The 17,553-nt window shown below is 68.7% G+C and carries 17 protein-coding genes; all 17 read right to left on the reverse strand.

All coding sequences use genetic code 11. From position 1 onward, the window contains the following. Positions 1 to 23 precede the first annotated feature (23 nt). The 17 genes from ACK42S_RS03665 to rluB all read right to left on the reverse strand — a co-directional run bounded on the left by ACK42S_RS03665 (position 24) and on the right by rluB (position 17,256). On the reverse strand, positions 24 to 1,355 hold the full coding sequence (locus ACK42S_RS03665) for an adenylosuccinate synthase (protein ID WP_409703482.1): 1,332 nt from the start codon (positions 1,353 to 1,355) through the stop codon (positions 24 to 26). Between the two features lie 48 nt (positions 1,356 to 1,403). Next, positions 1,404 to 2,567: an ATP phosphoribosyltransferase regulatory subunit gene (locus tag ACK42S_RS03670; RefSeq protein ID WP_409703485.1), complete on the reverse strand. Its 1,164-nt coding sequence runs from the start codon at positions 2,565 to 2,567 to the stop codon at positions 1,404 to 1,406. A gap of 74 nt (positions 2,568 to 2,641) precedes the next feature. Further along, positions 2,642 to 2,827 (reverse strand): DUF2065 domain-containing protein, encoded by a 186-nt coding sequence (locus tag ACK42S_RS03675; RefSeq protein ID WP_409703488.1) that lies wholly within the window; start codon positions 2,825 to 2,827, stop codon positions 2,642 to 2,644. A gap of 4 nt (positions 2,828 to 2,831) precedes the next feature. Beyond that, positions 2,832 to 3,725 (reverse strand): protease modulator HflC, encoded by an 894-nt coding sequence (gene hflC / locus ACK42S_RS03680; RefSeq protein WP_409703491.1) that lies wholly within the window; start codon positions 3,723 to 3,725, stop codon positions 2,832 to 2,834. Positions 3,726 to 3,752: 27 nt separating this feature from the next. Beyond that, positions 3,753 to 5,138 (reverse strand): FtsH protease activity modulator HflK, encoded by a 1,386-nt coding sequence (gene hflK, locus ACK42S_RS03685; RefSeq protein ID WP_409703494.1) that lies wholly within the window; start codon positions 5,136 to 5,138, stop codon positions 3,753 to 3,755. Positions 5,139 to 5,140: 2 nt separating this feature from the next. Continuing rightward, positions 5,141 to 6,352, reverse strand: a complete 1,212-nt coding sequence (hflX, locus tag ACK42S_RS03690) for a GTPase HflX (protein ID WP_409703497.1) — start codon at positions 6,350 to 6,352, stop codon at positions 5,141 to 5,143. A 63-nt stretch (positions 6,353 to 6,415) separates the two neighbouring features. Next, positions 6,416 to 6,658, reverse strand: a complete 243-nt coding sequence (hfq, locus tag ACK42S_RS03695; RefSeq protein WP_409657616.1) for an RNA chaperone Hfq — start codon at positions 6,656 to 6,658, stop codon at positions 6,416 to 6,418. 69 nt (positions 6,659 to 6,727) lie between these two features. Then, complete coding sequence (der, locus tag ACK42S_RS03700; protein WP_409703529.1) at positions 6,728 to 8,077, reverse strand: ribosome biogenesis GTPase Der; 1,350 nt, start codon at positions 8,075 to 8,077, stop codon at positions 6,728 to 6,730. A gap of 23 nt (positions 8,078 to 8,100) precedes the next feature. Then, positions 8,101 to 9,216, reverse strand: a complete 1,116-nt coding sequence (gene bamB, locus ACK42S_RS03705) for an outer membrane protein assembly factor BamB (RefSeq protein WP_409703499.1) — start codon at positions 9,214 to 9,216, stop codon at positions 8,101 to 8,103. Then, entirely contained in the window at positions 9,216 to 9,881 is a 666-nt protein-coding gene (locus ACK42S_RS03710) for a YfgM family protein (RefSeq protein ID WP_409703502.1), read from the reverse strand. The genes bamB and ACK42S_RS03710 overlap by 1 nt, the downstream gene beginning before the upstream one ends. A gap of 46 nt (positions 9,882 to 9,927) precedes the next feature. After that, positions 9,928 to 11,214, reverse strand: a complete 1,287-nt coding sequence (gene hisS / locus ACK42S_RS03715; RefSeq protein ID WP_409703505.1) for a histidine--tRNA ligase — start codon at positions 11,212 to 11,214, stop codon at positions 9,928 to 9,930. 54 nt (positions 11,215 to 11,268) lie between these two features. Continuing rightward, on the reverse strand, positions 11,269 to 12,576 hold the full coding sequence (gene ispG, locus ACK42S_RS03720) for a flavodoxin-dependent (E)-4-hydroxy-3-methylbut-2-enyl-diphosphate synthase (RefSeq protein ID WP_409703508.1): 1,308 nt from the start codon (positions 12,574 to 12,576) through the stop codon (positions 11,269 to 11,271). Positions 12,577 to 12,581: 5 nt separating this feature from the next. Beyond that, positions 12,582 to 13,412, reverse strand: coding sequence for a helix-turn-helix domain-containing protein (locus tag ACK42S_RS03725; protein WP_409703511.1), 831 nt, complete (start codon positions 13,410 to 13,412; stop codon positions 12,582 to 12,584). Then, positions 13,405 to 14,217, reverse strand: coding sequence for a type IV pilus biogenesis/stability protein PilW (gene pilW / locus ACK42S_RS03730; RefSeq protein WP_409703514.1), 813 nt, complete (start codon positions 14,215 to 14,217; stop codon positions 13,405 to 13,407). The genes ACK42S_RS03725 and pilW overlap by 8 nt, the downstream gene beginning before the upstream one ends. A gap of 13 nt (positions 14,218 to 14,230) precedes the next feature. Further along, a complete protein-coding gene (gene rlmN, locus ACK42S_RS03735) occupies positions 14,231 to 15,361 on the reverse strand; it encodes a 23S rRNA (adenine(2503)-C(2))-methyltransferase RlmN (protein ID WP_409703517.1) in 1,131 nt (376 codons plus the stop codon). A gap of 41 nt (positions 15,362 to 15,402) precedes the next feature. Then, on the reverse strand, positions 15,403 to 15,828 hold the full coding sequence (gene ndk / locus ACK42S_RS03740; protein WP_409703520.1) for a nucleoside-diphosphate kinase: 426 nt from the start codon (positions 15,826 to 15,828) through the stop codon (positions 15,403 to 15,405). Positions 15,829 to 15,927: 99 nt separating this feature from the next. Further along, entirely contained in the window at positions 15,928 to 17,256 is a 1,329-nt protein-coding gene (gene rluB, locus ACK42S_RS03745; protein WP_409703523.1) for a 23S rRNA pseudouridine(2605) synthase RluB, read from the reverse strand. Positions 17,257 to 17,553: the final 297 nt, after the last annotated feature.

Below are 17,553 nucleotides of genomic sequence, written 5' to 3' on the forward strand. Positions count from 1 at the left end.
AGGGGGTGGGCTGGCGGGCGGGGTCAGGCTTTGTACGGATGGCGCAGCAAGATGGTGTGCTCCCGGTCCGGTCCGGTGGACACCATGTCGATGGGGGCCCCGATGTGCGCTTGCATGCGCTCGAGGTAGGCCCGTGCATTGGCCGGCAGGCGGTCCCACTGCGTGATGCCGGCGGTGCTGTCCTTCCAGCCCGGCAAGGTTTCGTACACGGGCCGGCAGTTGACGATGTCGTCGGCGTCCAGCGGCAGGATGTCGATGCGCTGGCCTGCGAGTTCGTAGCCCACGCAGATCTTGATCTCGTCCAGGCCATCGAGCACGTCGAGCTTGGTGATGCACAGACCCGAAATGCCGTTGATCAGCACCGAGCGCTTGAGCGCGGCAGCATCCAGCCAACCGCAGCGCCGGGCGCGACCGGTGACGGTGCCACGCTCCTGGCCCACGGTGGACAGGTGGTGGCCCACGGTGCCCGGCTCGTCGATGGGCAGTTCGGTGGGGAACGGGCCTGAGCCTACCCGAGTGGTGTAGGCCTTCGTGATGCCCAGGATGTAGTGCAGCTTGTCCGGCCCCACGCCCGAGCCCGCAGCGGCGTTACCGGCCACGCAGTTGCTCGAGGTCACGTAGGGATAGGTGCCGTGGTCGATGTCCAGCAAGGTGCCTTGGGCCCCCTCGAAGAGGACGTGGCCGCCCTGCAGATTGGTTTGATGGATGCGCACCCCCACGTCAGCCATCATGGGCCTGAGCTGCTCGGCCACCTTCATCGCATGCTCAAAGATGGGCTCGTAGGCCAGTGCGCTCGACTTGAGATAGCCCTGCAAGACGAAATTGTGCAGGTCCAGCAGCTCGCGCAGCTTGGCCGCGAAGCGCTCGGGATGCTTGAGGTCCTGCACGCGCAGCGCCCGGCGCGCCACCTTGTCCTCATAGGCCGGGCCGATGCCTTTGCCGGTGGTGCCGATCTTGCCGGCGCCACTGGACTCGCGCAATGCCTCGCGGGCGCGGTCCACCTCCACATGGAAGGGTAGGATCAGCGGGCAGGACTCGCTGATGTACAGGCGCGAGCGCACGTCCAGGCCGGCGGCCTCCAGGCGTTCGATCTCTGAGAGCAGGTGGGCCGGATCGACCACCACGCCGTTGCCGATGTAGCAGGCCACGCCCTCGCGCATGATGCCCGAGGGAATGAGTTGCAAGGCGGTCTTCTTGCCCTTGATGACCAGGGTGTGGCCGGCGTTGTGCCCGCCCTGGAAGCGCACCACGGCACTGGCGTGGTCGGTGAGCCAGTCCACCACCTTGCCCTTGCCTTCGTCGCCCCACTGCGTTCCGACCACAACGACGTTGCGGCCCCGGGTGTGCTCAGTCATGTCAAACGGTCCCAATCGAAAAGATGTCTGTCGGCGAACCACCCGCGTTCACAGCGGGCGAACGACCCAGTGCTCGCCCTGCGCCACGAGTTCGCGATCGCATTCGAATTCCTGCACCTCGTGCTCGTGCCCGGGCAGCACGCACACGACGATCTCGCCCTGTTCGCGCAATCGGCGCACAGCCTCGCGCAGGCTGGCCTGCTCCCCCCAGGGTGCGCGCACGGCCGCGCGCGTGCCTTCCACACGGGCCAGGGCCACGACTTCCTTGAGGTCGGTGCTGAAGCCCACGGCCGGACGGTTGCGGCCGAAGACCGCACCGACCTCGTCGTAGCGCCCGCCGCGCACCAGGGCGTCGGGATGGCCGGCAGCGTAGACCGCAAAGCGCGCACCGCTGTAATACGCATAGCCGCTCAGGTCGGCCAAGTCCAGGCCCAGGGCCACGTCGGGGAAGGCCCGCGCGAGATGGTCGGTCAGCCAGGCGAGATCGTCGAGCGCTGCGGCGATGGCCCCGCGCTGCGGCAGGCGCCGACGGGCCTCGGCCAGGATCTCCAGCCCACCGTAGAGCTGCGTCAGCGCCAGCAGGCCCTCGCGGGACTCCGCCGGGAAGCCCGCCGTGAGCTGCACCAGCGTGGCCGTGTCCTTGGCGGCCAGGCTGCGATAGACCTCCCCCAACATCGAGGCATCCACCGGCACGCCGGCCAGCAGCGCGCGCACGATGCGGGCATCGGCCAGGTCCAGTGTCAGACCCTGCACGCCGACGCGTCGCAATGCGGTCAGCGCCAGCTCCTGCACCTCGAGGTCGGCCTCCAGGCCCGCATGGCCGTAGATCTCGGCGCCGAACTGCAGCGGCTCGCGGGTGGCACGCAGGCCGGCCGGCCGGGTGTGCAGCACCGGCGCGCAGTAGCACAGGCGCGTCACGCCCTCGCGGTTGAGCAGGTGTGCATCGATGCGGGCGACCTGCGGTGTGGCGTCGGCCCGCACGCCCAGCGTGCGGCCGCTGAGTTGGTCCACGAGCTTGAAGGTACGCAGATCCAGCTCGCCGCCTGCACCGGTGAGCAGGGATTCGAGGTGTTCGAGCATGGGCGGCATGACCAGCTCGTAGCCGCAGCAACGCGCGCAATCGAGCAGGACCCGCCGCAACTCCTCGATGCGCCGCGCCTCGGAAGGCAAGACGTCGGCGATGTGCTCGGGCAGCAGCCAAGCAGAAGACATGGGAAAGCGCCAGGGGATTGAAAATGCGATTGTACCGGCGTCGCCGACCGAGGCCGGCTAGGGAGGCACCGGACTCAGGCTGCCAGGACGAGCAGCAGCAGACCGGCCCCGAGGCTCAGCAGACCCAGGAAACGCAACTGGCCGTCGGTGAGCCGCAGGGCCTGCTCGAACACCCGGCGCCAGGTGCCCGGACTGACGAAAGGCAGCAGGCCCTCAAAGACCAGCACCAACGCCAGCGCAACGAGGATCACCTCCCCCATGCGCTCAGCGACGGCCCGGGGCGGTGCCGGTGCCGCTGCCCTGCATGGCGCGGAAGAAATCGCCGTTGGGGTCGATGACCATCACATCGGACTTGCTGCGGAAGCTCTGACGGTAGGCCTCGAGGCTGCGATAGAACTGCGCGAACTGCGGGTCGCGCCCGAAGGCGGCGGCATAGATGGCCGACGCCTGGGCGTCGCCCTGGCCCTTGATCTTCTGAGCCTCCCGGTAGGCCTCGGCGACGATGATCTCCCGCTGGCGATCGGCATCGGCCCGGATGCTCTCGCCCTCGGCGGCTCCGGTGGAGCGGCGTTCGTTGGCCACGCGGCGGCGCTCGGACTCCATGCGGCGGTACACGGCATCGGTGATGCTGGCGGAGAAATCCACGCGCTTGATCCGCACGTCGACGATCTCGATCCCGAAGCTCTTGGCATCTTCCGCCAGGCGAGCCTGCACGGCCTGCATGACGCGGTCGCGTTCGGTCGAAAGCACGGCCCGTACGGTGCGTCGCGTGACCTCCTCGTTGAACGCAGCCTGCACGATGGGCGCCAGGCGCACCTCGGCGTTGCGCACGTCGGCACCGTTGTTGTTGCGGATGAATTGACGCGGATCGGTGATGCGCCATTTGACCAGCCAATCGATCACCAGGCTTTGCTTCTCGGCGGTGAAGATCGGGCGGGTCTCCGGGCTGTCGAGGGACTGGATGCGCTTGTCCAGGAAGACGACGTTCTGGAAAGGGGGCGGCAGCTTGAACTTCAAGCCGGGCTCGCTGATGACTTCCTTGATCTCGCCAAGGGCATACACCGCGGCGAACTGGCGCTGGTCGACGACGAACAGCATCGACCCGGCCAGGACGACGGCCAGCAGCAGGGTCGAGACGATCATTCCGATGCGATTCATGGGGTCCTCGTGGTCTGCGCTCAGCGGTCAACGCACATCGCGCTCTCGGCTGCGCTGCGGGTCGCGCAGGCGGTTGTCACTGGACAGCGGCAGCGGCTGCTGGGTCTGGGTTTGGGTCTCGGCGGAAGGAGCCGCCTGGGCCGGCCCTTGCACCGCACCGGCCTGCATCAGCTTGTCCAGCGGCAGGTACAGCAGGCTGTTGTTGCGCGTGTCGATCATGATCTTGCTGACGTTGCTGTAGATCTGCTGCATGGTCTCGATGTAGAGGCGGTCGCGCGTGACGGCCGGCGCCTTCTGGTATTCGGCCAGCACGCTGCGGAAGCGGTCGGCATCGCCCTCGGCCTGCGCGATGACGCGGGCGCGGTAGGCCTCGGCCTCCTCCCGCAGACGCGCCGCCGTGCCCTGGGCGCGAGGGATCACATCGTTGGCATAGGCTTGGCCCTCGTTCTTCAGGCGTTCGCGGTCGGCGCTGGCCTTGAGGGCGTCGTCGAAGGCCGCCTGCACCTGCTCGGGGGCCTGCACGCTCTGGATGTTCACATTGGAAATCACGATGCCCGCGCGCAGGCGATCCAGTTGCGTTTGGATGGACTTGACGAGTTCGGCGGCGATCGCGTCACGCTGCTCGTACAGCACGGCATCCATCGCACTGCGGCCGACGATCTCGCGCACGGCCGACTCGGCCGCCTGGACCACGGCATCGTCGGGCCGGCGGTTCTCGAACAGGTAGTCCTTGACGTCCTTCAGGCGGTATTGCACCGTGAAGCGGATGTCCACGATGTTTTCGTCCTGGGTCAGCATGGACGAGTCGCGCAGGCCCGTGGCCTGAACGACGGACATGCTGCCCACGTCCACCGAGCGCAACTGGGTGACCGGAACGGTCTCGTGGGACTGGAAAGGATATGGCAAGCGCCATTTGAAGCCGGCCTCGGTGGTGTGGCTGTAGCGGCCGAAGGTCATGACCACGGCTTGCTGACCTTCCTGGACGATGAAGAAGCCGCTGCCTAACCAGATCAGTGCCACCACACCGACGATCAAGCCCGCCCCGATGCCCGCCCCTTTCATGTCCGGCGGTTGAAAGCCTCCGCCCGAGCCGTTGCCGTTGGGACGCTGCGGCCCGCCGGGTCGGCCGCCGAACAGTCCGCTGAGCTTGCGGTTGAAGTCGCGCCAAAGCTCATCGAGATCGGGGGGGCCGTCGTTGCGCCCGCCGCCGCCCGAACCCTGGTTGCGCGTGGGCTCACTGCCCTGGGGGTCGAGGCGGCGTCCCCAGCGCGGATCGTTCAGATTGAACAGCCCGCGCAGCGGGCGCAGCATGGTCACCAGCAGGGCTCTGAACAGCGCAAGCCCCACGCCGGCCAGGCGCTGGACAAAGCCGGCCTGTGCGGCGGAGGATTCGGAGAGGGAGCGAATGTTCATGCTCATGCGACAAGGACGGTGTTTCGGAGAGCATCCGGCAGGACCGCTCCGGGTTCGGTGGAAGTGTCGACCGCAGACGGCACGGGGAGCTGTGCCCCGAGGGCTGCCTCGGCCACGGCGCGGCGCAGGCTGTCCAGCCCTTCCCCGGTGGCTGCACTGACGAACACCCGCGGCACCGAGCGGTGCGGCGCCAGCTCGAAGCGATCGACCATCTCCCGGGGACGCTGGCTGAGCTCCAGCCGGTCCAGTTTGTTGAAGACCAGGATCTGAGGGAGTTCCGCAGCCCCGATCTCGCCCAGCACGCGCTGCACCTCCTCGACCTGCTCACGCCACAGGGGGCTGGCGGCATCGACCACGTGCAGCAAAAGGTCGGCGTCGGCCGCCTCCTGCAGCGTGGCCTGGAAGGCCTCGACCAGGCCATGAGGCAGGTCGCGGATGAAGCCCACCGTGTCGGACAGGCTGACCGCGCAGCCGGCGTCGGCGAGGTAAAGCTGGCGCGTGGTGGTGTCCAGCGTGGCAAAGAGCTGGTCGGCCGCATAGGCGCGTGCCTTGACCAGGGCATTGAACATCGTGGACTTGCCGGCGTTGGTGTAGCCCACCAGCGAGACCTTGAAGGTGCCGTTACGCTCGCGCGAGCGACGCTGCGTCTGGCGCTGGCGCTTGACGCGGTCGAGCTGGGCCTTGAGCGACTTGATGCGCTGGCCGATCATGCGCCGGTCGAGTTCGATCTGCGTCTCGCCCGGCCCCCCCCGATGCCCCACCCCGCCGCGCTGGCGCTCCAGGTGGCTCCAGCGGCGCACCAGGCGGGTCGAGAGGTATTGCAGCCGGGCCAGTTCGACCTGCAGCTTGCCTTCGTGGCTGCGTGCGCGCTGCGCGAAGATTTCCAGGATGAGCATCGTTCGGTCGGCCACAGGCACACCGAGAAAGCGTTCGAGATTGCGCTGCTGGGCCGGGGACAGCGCCTGGTCGAACAGCACGCCGGCAGCGTTGTGCTGGCCGACCAGGGCCTTGATCTCCTCGGCCTTGCCCTGCCCGACGAACAGGGCGGCGTCCGGGGCCTTGCGGCGCGCCGTCAGCCGCGCCACGGGGGTGTCGCCGGCCGACTGCGCCAGCAAGGCGAGCTCGTCCAGGGTCGGATCGAATGAGGAGCCAGGGCCAAGATCCACCCCCACCAGGATGGTGGGCTGGGGCACATCCGCTGCCGGGGCATTCAAGGTCTGTGTCACCTCAGGCGGGTGGCGAACGCCGCCCGGCCGGGCCGGGCCTGCTTTCGCGCATCAGTGGGATTCAGTCTGCTCGTTAGGATGGAAATTCACCGCACGACCGGGCACGACAGTGGAGATGGCATGCTTGTAAACCATCTGGGTGACGGTGTTGCGCAAGAGCACCACATACTGATCGAAAGACTCAATATGGCCCTGCAGCTTGATGCCGTTGACCAGGTAGATCGAGACCGGCACGTGCTCTTTGCGAAGCAGGTTCAAAAACGGGTCTTGGAGGAGTTGCCCTTTGTTGCTCACGATATTCTCCGTGTTGGATATTTTGGAAGACGCACGTTAACACACCACCGTGCGCATTCCGGGGATTAGTCAGGAATCCTTGTCTGAGAAGGGGTTGCGGGACGAGCGCATTTCCACCCTCAGAGGTGTGCCCACCAGCTTGAAATGATCCCGGATGCGCCCTTCGAGGTAGCGCTTGTAGGCGTCGGTGACGTGCTCGAGCGAATTGCCGTGCACGACGACCACCGGCGGGTTCATGCCCCCTTGGTGCGCATAGCGCAACTTCGGACGGAACATCCCGGAACGCTTGGGGGCCTGGTGCTGCACCGCCTCGTGCACCAGCCGGGTCAGCACCGGGGTGCTCATCTTCTTGAAGGCCGACTCATGGGCCTGGGCGATCGCCTTCCACAGCGGCCCCAGCCCCTGCCGGCGCAGCGCGGAGATGTGCAGCCGAGGGGCAAAGCGCAGGAAGGCCAAGCGCTGCTCGATCGAGCGCTCGAGCATCTGGCGCTGGTAGTCGTCCACCGCGTCCCATTTGTTGATCGCGATCACCACCGCCCGGCCGCTGTCGAGGACGTAGCCGGCGATGTGAGCATCCTGGTCGCTCACCCCCTGAGTGGCGTCGAGCAGGAGCACCACCACGTGGGCCTCGGAGATCGCCTGCAGGGTCTTGACCACCGAGAACTTCTCGATCGCTTCGAACACCCGCCCCTTGCGACGCAGGCCGGCGGTGTCGATGATCTCGAAGCGTCGGCCGTCGCGCTCCAGCGGGACGCGGATGGCATCGCGCGTTGTGCCGGGCAGATCGAAGGCCACCAGGCGCTCCTCACCCAGCCAGGTGTTGATCAGCGTGGATTTGCCCACATTGGGCCGGCCCGCGACGGCCAGACGGATGACGCGGTCCTGCGGCTCCTGTGCCGGCTCCCCCTCGTCGTCCTCGGGCGGCGGCGGCAGATGCTCGAACACCGCATCGACCAGGCTGCGGATGCCCTGGCCATGGGCGGCGGAGACCGGCTGCGGCTCGCCCAGTCCGAGCTCGAAGAACTCGGCCAGCTGCGGGCCGTCTTGCATGCCTTCAGCCTTGTTCGCCGCCAGCACCACGGGCTTGCCGGTGGCGCGCAGGTAGCGGGCGATGTCGTGGTCCTGGGCCGACAGGCCGGCGCGCACGTCGACGACGAAGACGATGGCATCGGCCTCGGCCACGGCCTGGCGGGTCTGCTTGGCCATCTCGCGCACGATACCGCTGTCGGCGTCGGGCTCGAAGCCGCCGGTGTCGATGACGATGTAGTCCCGCCCGCCGAGCCTGCCATCGCCGTAGTGGCGATCGCGGGTCAGGCCGGCGAAGTCGGCGACGATGGCATCGCGGGACTTCGTCAGGCGGTTGAACAGCGTGGACTTGCCCACGTTGGGCCGCCCGACGAGGGCGATCACGGGTTTCACGACGAGGTCCCCCGTGCAGCGGTTCATTCGGGACGCCATGCGATGAGGCTGCCCGCACGGGTCAGCACCACCAGGCGGTCGCCCACCTGAAGGGGCGCGGCGGCGATGCCGCTGCCGTCGGTGGCGGCACGGCCGACCGGCTGCCCGTCACGGCGAGACAGGAAGTGAACATACCCCTGCCCGTCCCCCACGATCACGCTGTCACCGGCGGCCAGCGGGGCGGTCAGGCCCCGGAAGCGCAGCGCCTCCACGGTCCAGGCCACCTCCCCGTCACGGACCCGGTAGGCGGTGATGCGGTCGGTGCCGTCCACGCCGTAGACCTGCTCGGCGTCCATGGCCAGCCCCACCGAGCCGTTGGACGCCTTGCTCCACAGCAATCCCGCGCGGCGCGCGTCCACGCAGCCCACAGCAGCCTGGAAGGAGCGCACGCACACGGTCTCGCCCAAGCGTGCCGCCGGCCCGACGAGATCGGCCAGCCGTTCGACCTCGTTGGTGCCGCGCGGCGTGGCCACCGGCACTTCCCAGCGCACGCTGCCGCGCAGTGGGTCGAGTCCCGCCAGTCGGGGCCCCTGCCCCACCAGCAGCGTGTCGCCCACGGGGAGCAGCACGCCCTGTTGGGCCAGGGTCAGCGGTTCGCCGGGACGCTGTAACACCCACAGTCGCGCACCGGTGGCTGCATCGAAGGCGTGGACGGAGCGGTCCTGGGCATACACGAACACGCGCTCTCCGGCCACCAGGGGAGCGGTCAGTGAGCGTGCCGTGAGGCGCTGGCGCCACAAGACCTCACCATCGCGCAAGACGACTACTTCGTTGTCGCGCGTGAGCACCGCCACGTGCCGACCATCGCTGCCCACCCCGGCCGACAAGGGCATGTCGAGCTGGGCACGCCAGCGCCACTGTCCCGTCGCGGCATCGAGCAGGCCCACCGACCCATCGTCTGAGGCCACCGCGATCATGCCGCCTGCCGCCTGCAGACGCACCGGCATACGCACCGGGCCCACCGATTGCCGCCAGGCCACCGCCACGCGCACGATATCGGGGGCAGGTTGCACCAGCGGTGTCGGTTCGGGCCGCTGGGGCGCGCTCGAGCAAGCTGCCAGCAGGAATGCCGCCGCCCCCACGGTTGCCAGGCGCCACATCAGCGCACCTCCCCGGCCGACTCGGACGGGGCGGCGCCCAGTGCGGTCAGCTTGGCCTCGACCACACGCCGGTAGTCCAGACCGGGATCGAGCGAGCGATGGGCCTTCTCATATTCCTGGCGGGCCTGATCGGGTCGGCCCTGGGCCAGATGAATGTCGCCGCGGCGGTCGGCCGCCAGGCCTTCATAGGCCGCAGGGATGTCCTTGCTGACCAGGGCCAGGGCCTCGTCGTACGCCTTCTCGTCCAGCAACAGGCCCGCCAAGCGCAGACGGGCGATGATGCGCAGATCCGGCTCCGAGGCCTGGTCGGCCACCCAGCGCAGCGTGTCGCGGGCCGCAGGGAGCTGGTCGCGATCGGCCAGGGCCCGGGCAGCCACCAGCCCCGCCTGCCCCGCATAAGCGGTGCGCGGGTGGCGCGAGCGAAGATCCTCGAACGCCTGCCGCACCTTGTCGATCTCGCCGGCCTGGGCTGCCTGCTCCAGGGCGTCGTACAGCGCGCTGGCTTTGGCGCCCTGATCGCGCTGCCAGTAGTTCCAGCCGTTCCACGCGGCAAAGGCCCCGAGCACCAGGATGAGGGTCCAGGTGATCAGGTTGCCATACTGGCGCCAGAAGTGCTTGAGTCGTTCGACTTGCTCTTGTTCTTCGAGATCGAGATGGGTGGCCATGGAAAGGTTCGTCCAACGGCAGCCCTTACGGCCGCCAAACAGCAGATTATGCGTCGAGCAGTTCGGCCGCCCAGGCGGCCGGGCTGTCCAGGGGGCGCAGCACCTGGGGTTGCTGGGCGTCTCGCAGGGCCTTGACGGCCACCTGCCCCTGCGCCAGCTCGTCCTCACCGAAGACCAGCGCAAAGCGTGCACCGCTGGCATCGGCTTTCTTGAACTGGCTCTTCATGCTGCCCGGCCCGTCCTTGCCGGCCGCATGCATCAGCACCGACACACCGGCGGCGCGCAGGCCCTCGATCAACTGCAAGGCGCGCGGCAGCGCCGAGGCCTGCGGGATGACGGCGTAGGCGTGAGGGGCCGGTGCGCCAGGCTGCACCCCCAGCTCCTTGAGCAGTTCCAGCACCCGCTCCACCCCCAGGGCCCAGCCCACCGCGGGCGCCGGCTTGCCGCCGATCTGCTCGATGAGGTAGTCATAGCGCCCCCCGCCGCACACCGTGCCCTGCGATCCCAGGCGGTCGGTGACCCACTCGAAGACGGTGAGGTTGTAGTAGTCCATCCCGCGCACCAGGCGCGGATTGATGCGGTAGGCCACACCGTTGGCATCGAGCGCCGCCCGGACGGCGTCGAGATGCTTGAGCGAAGCCTCACCGAGAAAGTCCATCAGTTTCGGCGCCGCCTCGACGAGCGATTGCATGGCAGGGTTCTTGGTGTCCAGGATGCGCAGGGGGTTGCTGTGCAGCCGGCGCTGCGCATCGACGTCGAGCTGGTCGCGGTGGCGCTCGAAGTAGGCGATCAGCGCCTCGCGATGGGCACGGCGCTCCTGCGGCTGCCCGAGGCTGTTGAGCTCCAGGCGCACATCGGTCAGACCGATGTCGCGCCACAGGCTGCGGCACATGAGGATCAGCTCGGCGTCCACGTCCGGGCCGGCAAAGCCCAGGGCCTCGGCCCCGATCTGGTGGAACTGGCGGTATCGGCCGCGTTGAGGCCGCTCGTGGCGGAACATCGGGCCCATGTAGTAGACGCGCTTGCCACCGTCGTACAGCAGCGAGTGCTCGGCCACGGCACGCACCACACCGGCGGTGTTCTCGGGGCGCAGCGTGAGCTGGTCGCCGTTCATGCGGTCCTCGAAGGAGTACATCTCCTTCTCGACGATGTCGGTGACCTCCCCGAGCCCGCGCACGAACAGCGCCGTGGGCTCCACGATGGGGGTGCGAATGTTGGCGTAGCCATAGCGCGCCATCAGTGCGCGCACCTTGTCCTCGAACCATTCCCAGCGCGCCGAATCCGGCGGCAGGATGTCGTTCATGCCTTTGATGGCCTTCAATGCTTCTGCCATGTGTGCTCTTCTCGTGATGCCGCCGGGCCCCACCCCCCGTGCGCGCGCAGTGTCTCAGGTCCGTGGGGCCGGTGCGGCCTGCGAGGCCTGGCCGAAACGCCGCTCGATGTACTCCTCGACCAGGCGCTGGAAGTCCTGCGCAATGCCCTCCCCGCGCAGCGTGACGGCTTTCTCGCCATCGATGTAGACCGGGGCAGCCGGCGCCTCGCCGGTGCCGGGCAGGCTGATGCCGATATCGGCATGCTTGCTCTCGCCAGGCCCATTGACGATGCACCCCATCACCGCCACCTTCATCGCCTCCACGCCCGGGTAGCGGGCCCTCCACACCGGCATCTGTGAGCGCAGGTAGTCGTCGATCTGCTTGGCCAGCTCCTGGAACACGGTGCTGGTGGTGCGCCCGCAGCCCGGGCAGGCTGTCACGCTGGGCACGAAGGCGCGCAGACCCAGGGCCTGCAGGATCTCCAGAGCCACGACCACCTCCTGGGTGCGCGCTTCGCCGGGCTGGGGCGTGAGGGAGACGCGGATCGTGTCGCCGATGCCTTCTTGCAGCAGCACCGACAGCGCTGCTGCCGAAGCGACGGTGCCCTTGGTCCCCATGCCGGCCTCGGTGAGCCCCAGGTGCAGCGGATGGTCACAGCGGGCGGCCAGTGCCCGGTAGACGCTGATCAGGTCCTGGACGCCGCTGACCTTGCAGGACAGGATGATCTGCTCGCGGCGCATGCCCAGCTCCTGCGCACGTCGCGCCGAGCCCAGGGCCGAGGCCACGAGCGCCTGGTACATCACCTGCCGGGCATCCCAGGGCTGCTTGCGCTTGGCGTTTTCGTCCATCAACTGGGCCAGCAGCTCCTGGTCAAGGCTGCCCCAGTTGACGCCGATGCGCACCGGACGGTCGTGCCGCAGGGCCACCTCGATCATCTGCGCGAACTGGCGGTCGCGCTTGTCGCCTTTGCCCACGTTGCCCGGGTTGATGCGGTACTTCGACAGCGCTTCGGCGCAGCCGGGGAACTCGGTGAGCAGCTTGTGGCCGTTGTAGTGGAAGTCGCCGACGAGGGGCACGTCGATGCCCATGCGGTCGAGCTGTTCGCGGATGGCGGGCACCGCCTGCGCCGCCTCGGGGGTGTTGACCGTGATGCGCACCATCTCGGAGCCGGCCAGGGCCAGCTCCTTGACCTGGATGGCCGTGCCGATGACATCGACGGTGTCGGTGTTGGTCATCGACTGGACGCGCACCGGCGCATCCCCGCCCACGGTGACCACGCGCGATCCCCAGGCCACACGGGCCTGCAACGAGCGCCGCGGCGCTGCTTGCGCGGCCGCGATCGGGGTTTCGTCGTCGAGGGTCTGCAAGCTTGCGGGACTCATCGTGCTCACCGGATGTCGAAACGGGCGACGTTCTCGCGCCGGAAGGGGGTCATGTCGAAGACCTCGCCGCGCACACGAAGTTCGGTCGCGTCGGCATTGCCCACACGCACGCGCATCGGGAAGGCGCCTTCCAGCGCCACTTCCTCGCCAGGGGCGAGCAGCCTGGACAGTAGAGTCCGCCCGTTGGCGTCCTGGATCTCCACCCAGCTCTCGGCACGGGTGCGCACCACCACGGGTGGCGCAGAGGGGGCCGGCACCGAGGCCTGGGAGACCGCCGCCGGCGCCGAGGCCGCTTCGGCGTCGGATGCGGGGGCGTCGAGGCTGGCCGCCGGCTCCACCGGCACCACCTCCACGGTGACGCCGCTCGTCGTCGCAGCGCCATCGCGGCCGAGCCAGGTCTGCCAGGTGCTCGTGGGGATCCACCACAGCACCATCGAGCCGGCCATCAGCAGCGCCGCCCCCCAGACCGCCGGGCGCCGCAGCAGGCCCAGACCGGGAAGGCCCTCGCGCGGCTGTGCCGGATCCCGGAAGGGCTGGTTCAGCCCCTGCGCCACCTCCTCGAGCTGTGACAGCGTGCCCGGCGAGGGCAGCAGGGCCAGGACGGGCGCCGGATCGATCTTGAGCGAGCGGCACACGGTCTGGGCCAGGGCCCGGGCGAAGGTCGCGTCGGGCAACTCGTCGAGACGGTCGGCTTCCAGCGCTTCGAGCTTGCGCACCGAGACCTTGATCGACGCGGCAAGCTGGGCGATATGCACGCCCTGGGCCAGACGCGCCGCCCGGATCATCTCACCGGCACTGGGCTCGGTGGGCCCCTGCGCAGTCTGCCCCTCAGTCATCGAAACGCCCCCGCTCAAAGTTGGCGGCCTCGCGCGATTGCGGGAAGCGCTGGCGCAGTTCACGACCGAGTTCGTTGGCCCCGCCGCGGTTGCCCAGGCGGTGCTCGATGCGCGCAGCCAGCCACAGGCTTTCGGCGTTGACCAGCTCGGGAACGGCATTGACCCGCCGCACGTAAAAGCGCGCGCGTTCGTACTCGCCTTCGCGATAGAGCACCAGCGCGAGGTTCATCGCGGCCACCGGGTTGCCGGGATCGAGTTCGTAGGCCCGCGCCAGCGTCTTCTCGGCCTCGGCCACTTGGCCGGCATTGGCCTGACACACGCCCTTGGCAACCAGGGTGCGCGCAACCTCGCGGTACTCCGGCATCGCCAGGGCCCGGTTGAACTGCGCAAACGCATCGGCATAGCGCCGTTGCTGGCATAGGAACCAGCCGTAGTTGTGTACCGCCCCTGCATCGCGCGGATCGAGCTGCATGGCGCGGCGGAAACTTTCCTCGGCCGGCCCCGCCTGTCCCAGGGCGGCATGGATCAGCCCGGCCAGGTTGTGGGCATCGGCCATGTTGGGCTGCAAGGCAAGCGCCTGGCGCACTTCATTGAGGGCCGTGCCATGCTGGCCCTGACCGAAATAGGCCACGGCCAGGTCGAAGCGGATGCGTGCACGGCGCTGAACCTCGCCTTCGTCGACGCGCCCGGTCTGGCTGCTGCTGCCGCTGGCCGCCGGCGGCGCGGAGGCACAGCCTCCCAGCATCAGCACCAGGGCCAGCCCTGCAGCCAGCCAGACGGGCATGGGGCGTTCGCGCACGCTCATGAACGGGTCTCCTTCACGGGGCACCGCCCGATGCCGGGCGGACCTGGATGCGGATGGGCTGGCGGGTCAGGCGGCGCTGGACGTTGGTGCGGTCGCGCACCTCGCCGGCCAGCTGCCCGCAGGCCGCGTCGATGTCGTCGCCCCGTGTCTTGCGCACGGTGGTGACCAGGCCCGCGTCGGTCAGGACTCGGGCGAAGGCTTGCACCCGCTCGCGCCCAGAGCGCTTCAGGCCCGAGGCCGGGAACGGGTTGAAGGGAATGAGGTTGAACTTGCAGCGCACCCGATCGCGCACGAGCGCGACCAGTTCACGTGCATGGGCCTCGGTGTCGTTCACACCGTCGAGCATGCAGTACTCGAAAGTGATGAAGTCCCGGGGGGCCGACTCCAGATAACGCCCGCAGGCCTCGAGCAGCTCGGCCAGAGGATACTTGCGGTTCAGGGGCACCAGCTCGTCGCGCAGCGCATCATTGGGTGCATGCAGCGAGACGGCCAGGGCCACCGGGCAATCCTCGCGCAGGCGGTCCATCATCGGCACCACGCCCGAGGTGGACACCGTAACGCGCCGCCGCGACAGGCCGTAGCCATGGTCATCGAGCATGGTGCGCAGCGCCGGCACCAGGGCATGGTAGTTCTGTAGCGGCTCGCCCATGCCCATCATGACCACATTGGTGATCGCGCGTTCCCCGGCCGGCAGGCCCAGCCGCTGGCGCAGGTGGTGCTCGGCAAACCACAGTTGGGCGAGGATCTCGCCAGTGCCGAGATTGCGGCTGAAGCCCTGGTGGCCGGTGGAGCAGAAGCGGCAGCCCACGGCACAACCCGCCTGCGAGGACACGCACAGCGTGCCGCGGTCGTCCTCGGGGATGAAGACGGCTTCGACGGCATTGCCGTCGCCCACGTCGAAGAGCCACTTGATGGTGCCGTCGGACGAGGCCTGCTCGGTCAGCACCGGCAAGGGCCGCACCTGCGCCACGCCGACGAGCTTGTCGCGCAGGGACTTGGCCAGATCGCTCATCTGGCCGAAATCGCACACGCCCTTCTGGTGGATCCAGCGGAAGAGCTGGACGGCGCGGAAGCGCTTCTCGCCCAGCCCTTCGCAGTAGGCAGCCAGCCCGTCGAGATCGAAGTCGAGGAGGTTGACCGCCATGGGCATGCCCCGCGCAAGGATGCGAAGGTCTGCGGCCGCGTTCAGCGGCTGTAGACGTTCATGCCGGGGAAGAAGAAGGCCACTTCCACGGCGGCGGTTTCAGGGGCATCCGAGCCGTGCACCGCGTTGGCATCGATGCTGTCGGCGAAGTCGGCGCGGATGGTGCCTTTCTCGGCCTTCTTCGGGTCGGTGGCGCCCATCAGCTCACGGTTCTTCGCGATGGCGTTCTCACCCTCCAGAACCTGGACCATCACCGGGCCCGAGATCATGAACTCGACCAGGTCCTTGAAGAAGGGACGCTCCTTGTGCACGGCATAGAAGGCCTCGGCCTCACCGCGCGACAGATGCACCATCTTGGCGGCAACGATCTTCAGACCGGCCGCCTCGAAGCGGCTGAGGATCTGGCCGATCACGTTTTTGGCCACGGCATCGGGTTTGATGATCGACAGGGTGCGTTCGATCGCCATGAAATTTCTCCTGAATCAAGGACTTGGCAAAACCTTGGATTGTAACCCTTGCAGTGCGTTCACCGGCACCGGCAGGGCCCGACGTGGGGCCTTGCCTCCTCAGCGCCCGCGTCCGCCGCGCCGGCCACCGCCAGCCCCGCCCTTGTGACGGCCGCCCTTGCCGCGTCCAAGGTAGGCATCGGCGCCGATGTAGCCCACGCTGGTCTGCATGGGATCGGGCTGGCGCGGGGCGCCCTGGCGGGCCTTGGTCGACTGGGCAAAGCGCTTGTCGTAGGTCTGCTCCAGCGGATCGGGCGTGCCTGGGCGCACCCCGGTCGGGCGACCGCCCGCCCTCCCGCCACCGCGCCGCTTGCCGGGCTTGCCATTCTTCCCGCCACCCGATGCCGGGCGCGGCTGGTCGGCCCCGGTCAGGCGCCGTATCATGCGCACGTCCTGGTCGCCGAGCTCCACCCACACCCCGCGCTTGAGACCGCGGGGCAGCACGATGTGCCCGTAGCGGATGCGGATCAGGCGGCTGACCGTCAGCCCCACGGCATCGAACAGCTTGCGCACTTCCCGGTTGCGGCCTTCGGTGATGACGACGCGGTACCAGCGGTTGACGCCCTCGCCGCCACCGTCCTCGATGGACTTGAAACTGGCGAGCTGGCCATCGATCTTCACCCCCTCGAGCAGCTTCTGGCGCGCCTCGGGCTCGAGCGTGCCCAGCACGCGCACGGCGTACTCGCGCTCGACGCCAAAGCGCGGGTGCATGAGCTGGTTGGCCAGTTCGCCCGAGCTGGTGAACAGCAGCAGGCCTTCGGTGTTGAGGTCCAGCCTTCCGACCGACTGCCACTTGCCCTGCTTGAGCTTGGGCAGGCGGCGGAACACGGTGGGACGGTTCTGCGGGTCGTCGTGGGTGACCACCTCACCGGCCGGCTTGTGATAGGCGAGCACGCGCGGGGCTGGCGGTGCGATCTGCACCTTGATGGGCTTGCCATTGACGCGCACCTGGTCGCCGTAGGAAATGCGCTGGCCGATGTGAGCAGGCTCACCATTGACGGAGATGCGGCCTTCCAGGATGAGCTGCTCCATGTCGCGGCGCGAGCCGATGCCGGCCTGGGCCAGCACCTTGTGCAGCTTGGGCGCATCGGGCTCCGGCGCCAGCACGCGCTTGGCAACGGCTTCGAGCTCAGCAGGCTCCTCATCGTCCTGGGCTTCGTCGTAGCGGCCTTCGACGACGTCGGCAAACCGCTCGGCGACTTCACGGTCAGCAGCCTGGCCAGGCCCCTTGGCGGGTTGTTCCGACTTGCGTGCACCGGCCGAAGGGACTGGCGCCCCCTCCCCTTCACGCTCACCCCCGCGGCGGCCGCGCCGGTTGCGGCGGCGGCGGCCACCGCTGTCCGAGCCCTCGCCGGAGGTCTCGGACGGCGCCTGCGCCGCGTCCTGCACGACCGGCTCGGTGTCATGGGAGGGCGATCCGGAGGCAGGTGCTTCATCGTCGGACGCCGCGGACCGGGCTTCGTCGGGCACGCCTGGCTGCCCGCCGGTCGACGCCGCGGCGGTCTTGCGCCGACGGGCCGGCCGGGGCGCCGGGGCCTCGGCCGCAGCGGGGGGAGGGTGCTGGCGAACCTCATGGACCTGAAGCAGGCCGAGCGCTTCCTGGGTGGTCCGTACGAGTTCATGGGGGTGGCGGTGCGCCGGGACGAGTGGCAGGCTCGTGAGGCGGAGATGCGGGCGCTGGCCCGG

This window comes from Caldimonas sp. (genome assembly GCF_046289365.1).
Classification (GTDB): Bacteria; Pseudomonadota; Gammaproteobacteria; order Burkholderiales; family Burkholderiaceae_C; genus Caldimonas.